Annotated in this window: 9 protein-coding genes and 1 pseudogene; 8 read left to right on the top strand and 2 right to left on the bottom strand. The window is 60.3% G+C overall.

The window, feature by feature from the left end; all coding sequences use genetic code 11:
- Nucleotides 1-236 precede the first annotated feature (236 nt).
- A complete protein-coding gene (locus HU765_RS26385) occupies nt 237-1415 on the bottom strand; it encodes a catalase family protein (RefSeq protein WP_186624024.1) in 1179 nt (392 codons plus the stop codon).
- Nucleotides 1412-3220 (bottom strand): di-heme-cytochrome C peroxidase, encoded by a 1809-nt coding sequence (locus HU765_RS26380; protein ID WP_186624022.1) that lies wholly within the window; start codon nt 3218-3220, stop codon nt 1412-1414. Before HU765_RS26380 ends, HU765_RS26385 begins: the two co-directional genes overlap by 4 nt.
- 269 nt (nt 3221-3489) lie before the next feature.
- Here HU765_RS26380 and HU765_RS26375 point away from each other — a divergent pair, with 269 nt between their 5' ends.
- From HU765_RS26375 to HU765_RS26955, 8 genes and pseudogenes are all read left to right on the top strand, one after another.
- Nucleotides 3490-4206, top strand: a complete 717-nt coding sequence (locus HU765_RS26375; protein WP_186624020.1) for an FKBP-type peptidyl-prolyl cis-trans isomerase — start codon at nt 3490-3492, stop codon at nt 4204-4206.
- Nucleotides 4207-4498: 292 nt separating this feature from the next.
- Entirely contained in the window at nt 4499-4954 is a 456-nt protein-coding gene (locus HU765_RS26370) for a YkvA family protein (RefSeq protein WP_186550999.1), read from the top strand.
- 112 nt (nt 4955-5066) lie between these two features.
- Nucleotides 5067-5408: a helix-turn-helix transcriptional regulator gene (locus HU765_RS26365; protein ID WP_186624019.1), complete on the top strand. Its 342-nt coding sequence runs from the start codon at nt 5067-5069 to the stop codon at nt 5406-5408.
- Nucleotides 5405-5776 carry a hypothetical protein gene (locus tag HU765_RS26360; protein WP_003223109.1) on the top strand — a complete coding sequence of 124 codons (372 nt, stop codon included), beginning with the start codon at nt 5405-5407 and terminating at the stop codon, nt 5774-5776. Before HU765_RS26365 ends, HU765_RS26360 begins: the two co-directional genes overlap by 4 nt.
- Nucleotides 5777-6184 carry an SEL1-like repeat protein gene (locus HU765_RS26355; RefSeq protein WP_186624018.1) on the top strand — a complete coding sequence of 136 codons (408 nt, stop codon included), beginning with the start codon at nt 5777-5779 and terminating at the stop codon, nt 6182-6184.
- Nucleotides 6185-6422: 238 nt separating this feature from the next.
- Nucleotides 6423-8867, top strand: a pseudogene (locus HU765_RS27125) (DUF6531 domain-containing protein); the annotation flags it as partial.
- A 68-nt stretch (nt 8868-8935) separates the two neighbouring features.
- On the top strand, nt 8936-9037 hold the full coding sequence (locus tag HU765_RS27120; protein ID WP_346727555.1) for a hypothetical protein: 102 nt from the start codon (nt 8936-8938) through the stop codon (nt 9035-9037).
- A 1-nt stretch (nt 9038) separates the two neighbouring features.
- On the top strand, nt 9039-9499 hold a 461-nt coding region (locus HU765_RS26955), incomplete at its 3' end, for a hypothetical protein (RefSeq protein ID WP_346727554.1).

The raw sequence follows: 9499 nt of genomic DNA, 5'->3' as shown, positions 1-9499 counted from the left end.
GTTCAGTCGGTTAGAATACCGGCCTGTCACGCCGGGGGTCGCGGGTTCGAGTCCCGTCCGCTGCGCCATATTCGGTATCTGGAACTGAACGCCAGATCACCACAGAAAGCCCGACTTGTGCGGGCTTTTTGCTGTCCGGGGTTTATGGAAATCATGTAGGAGCTGCGGAACGCTGCGATCTTTTGATCTTGTTTGAAATATTCGAAAGATCGCAGCCTCGTTGCACTCGACAGCTCCTACAGGGGCTGTGAAGCGCCATTTTGGCTGTGCCGGTAATCGCTGACCGCCTCATACACTGCCTTACGCAGGCGATTGATCCCGCCAATCGGCCGATGCGCCTCGATCCCGAACCACGGATTGAACGACAGGTTGTCGCACGTCAGATTCAGCGCCGGCGTATCGAAGTCCTGCGCTGGCAGGGTAATCCGCGCCACTGTCTCGAACGGCGAATCCGCTTCGCGCCATTCAATGCTGGTGTCTTCAATCGGCATGTACTGGTGCGCATCCTGGCGCTGAATCTGCAAGACGAAACACGCCGGCACCCGATCCGCCGACAGTTGTTGCTTCAGCGCGCCGCGCAAGAAGTTCGGCAAGTCGTGATTCTGCCGGGGCAGCGTGTAAGCGGGGCAACTGCCGGGATCCGGCATCACGCGGAATTTGGCATTGGCCTCACCGAATTTGTAGGGCGATACCGAAAAGTACGTGGTCGCGGTCGGGCTGTCAGGCGGCGGTGACAGGGTGGCCAGGGCAATGAACAAATGACGGACCTGCCAGGTGCGTGGGTCCCATCCCGGAAAGAACGCCATGACTTTTTTGCCATCCGCCTGCGCCGCCACGTTCTGACGGTACTCGGCGACATCGCTGACAAAGAAGTTCGGATGGCTGAACATCACGAAGTCTTGCTCGTGCTGTTGCTGGCGGTTGTCGAGCAATTGCCTGCCCGGTACGTCCAGCAGCTTGATCGCCATGCCACGGGCGTCGCGCAGGCTGTCGAATTGCGGATAGGCATTGCCGTTGGACAGACGAATCAGCGCCTGCCAGGTCTTGCCAGGTTCGCTGAATACACCCTGACGCAGCGGCTGCGCCAGCTCCGGCAATACCTGCACTTGCGCCTTCACGCAGCCATGCGCCTTGGCGTGTGCGTCACGCAGATAGCGCGTGCCTTCGCGGTGTTGGTCGACAATTCGCACGGCGGTCTGAATCACGTCCTGAGTCATCGCCGCTTCACCGGCCGGAACCTGCTCCTGCGCCGACACCGGACCGCGATGTTGCCAGGTCCACCAGGCCGTGGCGCTGCCCCAGCCAAGCAGGCCGATGACCAGCACGATCAACACGACCCTGCCGAGCAAGCGTCCCAGCCCTAACCAGAGGCGGGCCATTAGCGGCAGTTGTGTTTTGAAGGTCGGCATGGTCATGGCAACTGCGCCTCCAGTGGTCCGCCCAGCACTTTCAGGTATTCGAGCAGCGCCCAGCGCTCCTCGGGTTGCAACAGTCTGCCGATGACACCGTTGCCGCGCTCGCCGGCACGAAATTCGTGGCCGCTGTTGTGGTTGCCGGTAATCCGCGTGTCGAACAAAAAGCCATTGGCGAAGGCTTCGGTGCGATAGCCCAAGTGACGTGGATCGTATTCGAAGGTGCCTTTATAGAACGTGCTTGCGCGTTCATCCTGAGGCGAGAGCAACTGATAGAGGCTCGGCACCGAACCGTTGTGCAGAAACGGTGCAGTGGCCCAGACGCCGGCCAGCGGTCGCGCCTTGTAGGCGACTTTTTCACGCACGCCGATTGGCAGACCGAAACCGTCCAGGCGAGGTTTTTCCGCAGGCGTCACACCTGCCTCGCGATAGGCGCGGTTTTCCACGAAGGCGGTGACATAAGCCAGCCCCTTGGCGACCGACAACTGGCTCAGGTCCAGCGGTTCCTTGGGCGTCGGATGAAGTTTCACATCCATGCCCTCAAGCTCTTTCAAGTCCCATTGCAGGGCGGTCAGGTCAAAGCGATGGCTGGCAATGTTATTGGCCGCGTTCGGGTCGGTGCCGATGGCGGCTACGGGCAGCATCGGCAGTTGCAGCACTCTGCGTTCGCCTTCCTGCGTCTGCGGCGGTACGTGACAAGCGGCGCAGTTTTCGGCAAACAGTGCGCGGCCTTTCGCCGCCAGCGGTTTGTCGATGGCGCCGAACAGCTCTTGAGGCCAGGAGGGCGGCTTTAATTGCTGCAGGGTTTCTTCGATCTTGTGCAGATCGCGCACCCGCACGCTGGAGGCATACCGCTCATCGCCGCGCAGTGGCTGGCCGTCGGCATCGAAGAAATTCAGGGTTGCGCCGACGCCCAGTGCTTCGCCGATGTTACGGGCCATGGGCTGCTGCGCGGAGCCGTTCCACTGCACCCAGTCGAACGTCCACATGTCCCATAGCTGCGGGTAATCCACCGGGGCGTTGGCCACGCGATAGTTGGCCGGAGAAATGGCATCACCGAACGTGGCGTTGGCGATTCGGCCGAACGCATCTGTGCGGCCGGGACCCTCTTCGGTGGGATAGAGGCCGCGATGGGTATCGTTCCATGCGACTTTGAGAAAAGTATCCAGCGAGGTTTTGAAGTCCCGACGCAGTTGCTCATGGCGCGCGTCGTATTCAGCGCCGAGGACGTGGCGGGCGAAGCGTTCGAATTTCCAGGGGGTGTAGTAAGTCGCTGTCAGACTTGCGACCAGAGCTTGTCCGAAACTGCCACCACGTAGCGTCGGAACACTGGAAGGCAGCACATGCTGCGCCGTGCCGCCATCAATTCGCACAGCCTGGCCTTTAAAACGCAATTCACCGGTGTGGCAGGTCGCACAAGTGATGTCCAGATAGTGCTCGGAACTGCCGGGATTTTGATGGCGCGCAAAGCCAACGGGCAGGTTGCCAGGATTATTCGGCGTGGCTTTTTGTTGTGGGTCGACCAGAAAACCGAAGCGGGCGAGGTACTCGGGAGCGGCAAAACGCTGCTCGGAGAATGGCAACTCCAGTGCCTGAAACCATTCGTAACGCAGGCCCTTGACCTGTGTGCCCTGGGGCGTGAAATAGTAGGTCTGCCGTTCTTGCTCGCTCCACTGATCCAGGTAATGCACCTGTTCGACAGGGGAGTAGAAGGGCAGTTTCGGGTTGGCGACGTAGTACAAGACTACCGCAAGGACGAGTCCCAGCAGCACCACGATCAGGGTCAGCACACGGAATAAGAGGCGCAAGATAAACATCCTTGTCAAATTGTTGCGTTGTTATGCCTGAGCAGGCCCTTCTGGGCAAGTGGCCATTACGTTAAACATTCTCCGAAGATCGTGCGGCCATTGCCGGGCCCGGATGACAGAAGCTTCATCATGCTGCGCGGCCAATGCGTTTTAATCCCTGAACTTATCGGAAGTTTCCTGCTCTCATGCCGGTAGCCATTGGTCGTGGCGGCCTGATAAGCTCGCGGCTTTACTCGATTGCCCATTCGGCGCATGAACAAGGAAATAGCATGAAACAGCATCGGTTGGCGGCGGCGGTAGCCCTGGTTAGCCTGGTCCTCGCGGGTTGTGATTCGCAGACCAGCGTAGAGCTGAAAACCCCGGCGCAAAAAGCTTCCTACGGCATCGGCCTGAACATGGGCAAAAGCCTTGCTCAGGAAGGCATGGATGATCTGGACTCCAAAGCGGTAGCCCAGGGCATCGAAGATGCCGTCGGCAAGAAAGAACAGAAGCTGAAAGATGAAGAACTGGTCGAAGCCTTCGCCGCGCTGCAAAAGCGTGCTGAAGAGCGCATGGCCAAGATGAGCGAAGAGTCGGCAGCCGCCGGCAAGAAATTCCTCGAAGAAAACGGCAAGAAGCCTAGCATCACTACCACCGCTTCCGGCCTGCAATACGAAGTGGTCAAGAAGGCCGACGGCGCACAGCCCAAGCCGACCGACGTAGTGACCGTTCACTACACCGGCAAGCTGACCAACGGCACCGTATTCGACAGCTCCGTCGAGCGTGGCAGCCCGATCGATCTGCCGGTCAGCGGTGTGATCCCGGGTTGGGTTGAAGGTCTGCAACTGATGCACGTTGGCGAGAAGTACAAACTGTACATCCCTAGCGATCTGGCTTACGGCGCTCAGTCGCCAAGCCCGGCGATCCCGGCTAACTCGGTTCTGGTTTTCGACCTGGAACTGCTGGCCATCAAGGATCCAGCCAAAGAAGACGCCGCTGCCAAGTAACTCGCAACGGCTTTAAAACAACGCCTCGCTTATGCGGGGCGTTGTTGCATCTGGCCGTCGGCAAGGGTAAACAGACCGAACTGACGCTGATCAACACAGTCATAGCTTTGAGGCTGCCCGCGCTAGACGCCCTGAGCCGCCAAGTCAATGAAATATTGGGGTTTTTTATGTGAGTAAAAAACGCCCGATCTAAGCGCAGCCCTTATGAAACGGGGCTCTCAGCGCTGAAATGCAGCTCTGTTCACAAGGTTATCCACAATTTGTGTGGATAACATTTCAACGGGAAGAATAGATGAAAGCTCCGTGGAATTTCGCTCGATTCCTGCCCTTGGCTGGTCGCCTGCTGGCCCGTGGACGTCTGCCAACGCTTTTGTTTGCCGTGGCCAGTAAAGGTGCTGCGCAAGGTAACCGTCTGGGCAAGCTCAAGGATGATCTGCGCTTGCTGCAGGCGCTGTGCCTGGCTTACTGGCGCGGCGAATACCGCGCGATCAGTACCAAATCGCTGATCTCTGTCGTGGCGGGCCTGATGTACTTTCTCAGCCCGGTCGATGCGATCCCGGACTTCATTCCAATGTTCGGCATGCTCGACGACATCGCCGTCCTTGCCTGGCTGATGAAAACCCTCGATAACGAACTCAACGCCTTCCGCCTCTGGCGCAACCGGCAAAATCCGGAAAAACTGGCAGTGGTAGAACGCCTGCCCGATTCTCCTGAGCAATTGCAGTTGCAGGGGCCGAAAAAGCCCTGACTGACGAATACTGCCTACAGATAGATACCCCCCGCGACCTTGGCCGCTGTTAGGATTACACTTCTAGGGAAAAGTGCCGACTCGCTAAGTGTTGTTGTCCTACGGGGTAGTCATGGATATTCAGATAATTGCACGCGATGGCGAACCCGAATACGCGGTTCTGCCGTGGGCTCAATATCAGGCTCTACTGAAAGCAGCAGGGATCAACGAAACACCGTCGCGACCGGCTCCAGCGCCACTCGCGACTTCACCAGACCCGATTCTTCCAGGTCTGGATCAACTACGCAGTTTGCGCGAAGGGAAGGGCATCGCCATCGAGGCGCTGGCCCGCACGGTAGGCATCAGCCCGTCTTATCTGGCCATGATCGAAAGTGGTGAGCGTCTACCCGACGCTGCGATTCGCCGCAGCCTGGCCTGGGAATTGACGGTGCCAGGTTGGAGGGACGAATCGTGAGCGTACGCATCAGTCGTCAACATTGGGACGGATTGTTGGGGGAGCTGGATCAGGCGCGCCGCCAGCGCCATCTACTGACGTATCGAGCGCTGCTGGAACGTTTGCAACTGCCGACACCGGCGATGCAAACCCTGACGGCCGCGCTCGAGCATCTGGCCGCGCTGGACGCCAAAGCCGAGCAGCCGTTGCGCAGCTCGCTGGTCATCAGTCAGGGTGCCAGTCGCTTGCCGCGTACCGGTTTTTTTGAATGTGTCGAGCGTCTGGGGCGATTCTCCGGGCCGTCTGATGGCGTCGCCGCGGCGTCCTGGCATGCGTCGGAAGTGGTCCGGGTTTTCGAATACGAGTACCCGGAATCGGCGGAGGCCTGAGTGTTTTTACGCCTCAAGGCGCGGGTCGGTTACTGGCTGGCCCGCAGGCTGTTTCATTGGTCGTGGTTTGTCCGCCAGCCGCGCGGCTGGCGCTGGCTCGAGGGCCAGTTTGCGCGCATGGCCAATCTCGGTGATGTCAGCGCGCAAAGCTTTTATGGGCACATCCTGACTTTTCGCGGCGTTGGCCTGGGCGCGCGTGAAGAAGGCGTACGTTTGCTGCGTCTGGCGGCGTTGGCCGGGGATGGCAAAGCGGCCTATCAAGTCGGTGTAATCAGCCTCGCCGGCACGCCGAGCCAAACGCCGGACCCTGCTGAAGCGGCGCGCTGGTGGAGCATGGCCGCCAAGGCCGGACATCCCTTGGCTGAGATGAAGCTACAGCAGCTGAAGGCTGGAGATTCAACGCAGTAAATCCAAGTATGTCTTTGCCGATAAACGCGGCGTGAGGTTTTCCTCACGCCGCGTTTGCGTTTTTGCCTGGCTGTTTCTGCTGGTCGCTCGATTGCAGACTAGTCCTACATCCTTTGCCTACTCGCCTGACTTCTTTCCTGTTTGATCCCCAGCACAGTTCCCGCGACTAATTTTTGCGCGAGGGACCGCTCATGCTCCAGCCCGTTTTTCAGCTCACCTTGTCCGCCTGCGTGTGTTGATGGAAGTCATCGCTCGCATCGAGCAGGAACTCGACAGCTTTCCCGACACCCTCAGCCTCTACCGCAAACAGCTTGATCACTGGTTCAGTCGGGCGGCGGATCAGATCAGCGACGCGGCGGACCTGCCGTCGCTGATGGGCATGGAGCGGATCATCCGTTTCGGCGATCGCAGCACGGCGGTCAGCAGCAGCGACGGCGAATTTTCCTCCAGCGTCGTCCAGTGCCCGCAGGGCGGGCTGATGGAGATCGAGAGCAAATTCGAATCGGTCTACGACATTCCGCTGGGCAACATCGTCGTCGATGTGGTGGCGATTGATGGCGGCGAGACTACCCAAGTCACCCTTGATCAGCAGGGCAAGGGCCAGTTCAGAGGCGACGGGGGCAAGTTCTACCGCGTTCTGGTGCAAAGCGCTGTCACCTCCAATCAGGTCGCGGAGCTGTTCAAGTCCTACGACGGCTTGACCGGCGAACTGGACGGCTGGCTGCGTAGCGAGTGGCAGGGTTTCAAGCCGCAGTGGTCGCAGTCGGTGGCGACAGCGGCGAGCAACGGCATGCTTGCGGGAAGCTGGGCAGCAATCGAAGGGGTATGGGACAGCCTCGGTTTGCTGTCGGAAATTCTCCAGGACCCCGGCAAGTTCGCCGAGCGCCTGGGCAGCGGCGCGGCTGACCTGATCAAGCTTGCGCAGACCGCGCCGGATCTCATGGAAAAGCTGCAGTTGCTGGTCAGTGACGAGGCGGCGATGTGCTTGCTGCTAAGGTCGGCGAGCCTGTGGCTGGACATGCTGCCGCCCAGCGAGATTGCCGGCAAGTCCGCTGAAGTGGCGTCGATGATGATCGTGCAATTGATCATCGATGTGTTGATCAGCGTAGTTCTGACGTTTGTCGGGGCGGGGGCGGGGATTGCTTATCTGACGCTGCGTCTGGCTGATCGCGCAGCGCAGCTGTTCAATTTGGCCAAGCGTCTGGTCAAGGCGCTGTTCGGCATCGTCAGCACTTTCATTGAATACGTCGACCGCTACAAAGCCGTTGCCGCGCGGGGCATCGCCGCCGGGGTGAAAAAAGGCCGCATGCAATTGCGCTGGGATGCCAAGCGCAACACCACGCTGAAGAAAGACGAACCTCACGACGACTCTCCCGAGCAAGCGAAAAACCCCAACGGCGATGCCGCCGATTGCTCCTCGCTGACCTGCACCAACGGCTGCCCCGTATCGATGGTCACTGGCGAAGAACTGCTGACCCTCACCGACGCGGTACTGGATGGCGTGCTGCCGTTCGAGTTCACCCGTTTGTACCGCTCCAGCGCGGTGGAGATCGACATCGGCCTCGGTTTCGGCTGGAGCCATTCGCTGGCCCATCGCCTGGCTTTCGACGGCGACGGCGTGGTCTGGATCGACCACGAAAACCGCCGCACGCGGTTTCCGCTACCCAACGCTGCGCGCCCGGCGATTCACAACAGCTTGTCGCGGGCGGCGATCTTTCTGGGCGATGAACCGGAAGAGCTGATCCTCGCCCTGGCCGGCGACAGTCCGCGGTTCTATCACTTTCGCGCGGGCCGGCTGACAGCGATCAGCGATGTGTTCGGCAATCGGCTGACCGTGCAGCGTGATCGCGCCGACCGGATTCAGCGCCTGGACAACGGCGCCGGGCGTTCGCTGTTGTTGCGCTATGACCGGGCGCAATTGCTCGGTGTCGATTACCAGATTTTTCAGAACGGCGAATGGACGACCGAGCAGACGCTGGTCAGCTACCGCTTTGATCCCCGGCAACGCCTGCTGGCCGCAACCAACGCGGTCGGCGACAGCGAACGTTACGACTACGACGACCACCACGTCATCCTGCAGCGGCAACTGACTGGCGGCGCGAGTTTTTTCTGGGAGTGGGAGCGCGAAGGTAAAGCAGCACGCTGCGTGCGGCACTGGGCCTCGTTCTCGCAGATGAACACCCGTTACGTCTGGAACGATGACGACGCCAGCGTGACCGTTCATTACGTCGACGGCACCGAAGAGGTCTACGTCCATGACGAGCGCGCTCGGCTGGTGCGGCAGGTCGCGGCCGATGGTGGTGAACAGCTCAAGGCCTATGACGATCAGGGCCGGTTGATCGCCGAGCAGGATGCTCTGGGCGCGATCACCGAATACCGCTACGACGAGGTCGGACGGCTGATCGCGCTGATTCCGCCGGACGATGCGCCAACGTCCTACGAGTACCGCAACGGTTTTCTCTACAAGCGTTGCCGTGGCGAGGCGGTGTGGATCTATCGGCGCAATGCCGAGGGCGCGGTCACCGAAGCGGTCGACCCCGACGGTCAGGTCACCCATTACTACTACAACCTGCGTGGCCAGTTGCTGTCGCTGCGTTACCCGGACAGCAGCCGGCATCGCTGGGTGTGGAACGAACTCGGCCAGCTTATCGAGGAAACCCTGCCTGACGGTGGCGTGCGGCGCTTTTCCTACGATGCGCTGGGGCGAAGGACCACCACGCAGGACGAGTTTGGCGTCATCAGCCGTCAGCAGTGGGACGCCGCCGGCCGCCTGATCCTGACGACTTCTCCTACGGGCGCCAGTCGCGCCTACAGCTACGGCGCCTACGGTCAGGTCACCGCCGAACGCGATGAACTGGGGCGCATCACCCGCTACGAATATGACGACGACCTGCACCTGGTTTCCCGGCGGATCAACCCCGACGGCACTCGCGTGCAGTACCGCTACGACCATGCGCAGTTGCTGCTCACCGAGATCGAAAACGAATCGGGCGAAAAGTACCACCTGGATTACACGCCCACCGGGCTGATCCGCGAGGAAAGCGGCTTCGACGGGCGACGCACCGCTTACGCCTACAACCTAAACGGTCAGTTGCTGGAAAAGACCGAGTTCGGTGAGCACGGTTTGGCGCTGGTCACCCAGTACCAGCGCGACGCGGCGGGAAGGTTGCAGGTCAAGACCCTGCCCGACGGGGTGAAAGTTCGTTATGACTACGACCGCCTCGGCCGACTGATCGCAGTCGATGACGGCCAGGACCACCCGCTGGCCTTCGAATACGACCGCCAGGACCGGCTGATCACCGAACATCAGGGCTG

The organism is Pseudomonas sp. SWRI81, assembly GCF_014268545.1.
GTDB classification, from domain to species: Bacteria; Pseudomonadota; Gammaproteobacteria; order Pseudomonadales; family Pseudomonadaceae; genus Aquipseudomonas; species Aquipseudomonas hamedanensis.
This window is presented reverse-complemented; position numbering and strand designations above follow the sequence as displayed.

Bases quoted from the DNA above. Each gene is read 5' to 3' on its own strand.
- HU765_RS26385 (WP_186624024.1), bottom strand. From the start codon at position 1,415: ATGACCATGCCGACCTTCAAAACACAACTGCCGCTAATGGCCCGCCTC.
- HU765_RS26375 (WP_186624020.1), top strand. From the start codon at position 3,490: ATGAAACAGCATCGGTTGGCGGCGGCGGTAGCCCTGGTTAGCCTGGTC.
- HU765_RS26370 (WP_186550999.1), top strand. From the start codon at position 4,499: ATGAAAGCTCCGTGGAATTTCGCTCGATTCCTGCCCTTGGCTGGTCGC.
- HU765_RS26365 (WP_186624019.1), top strand. From the start codon at position 5,067: ATGGATATTCAGATAATTGCACGCGATGGCGAACCCGAATACGCGGTT.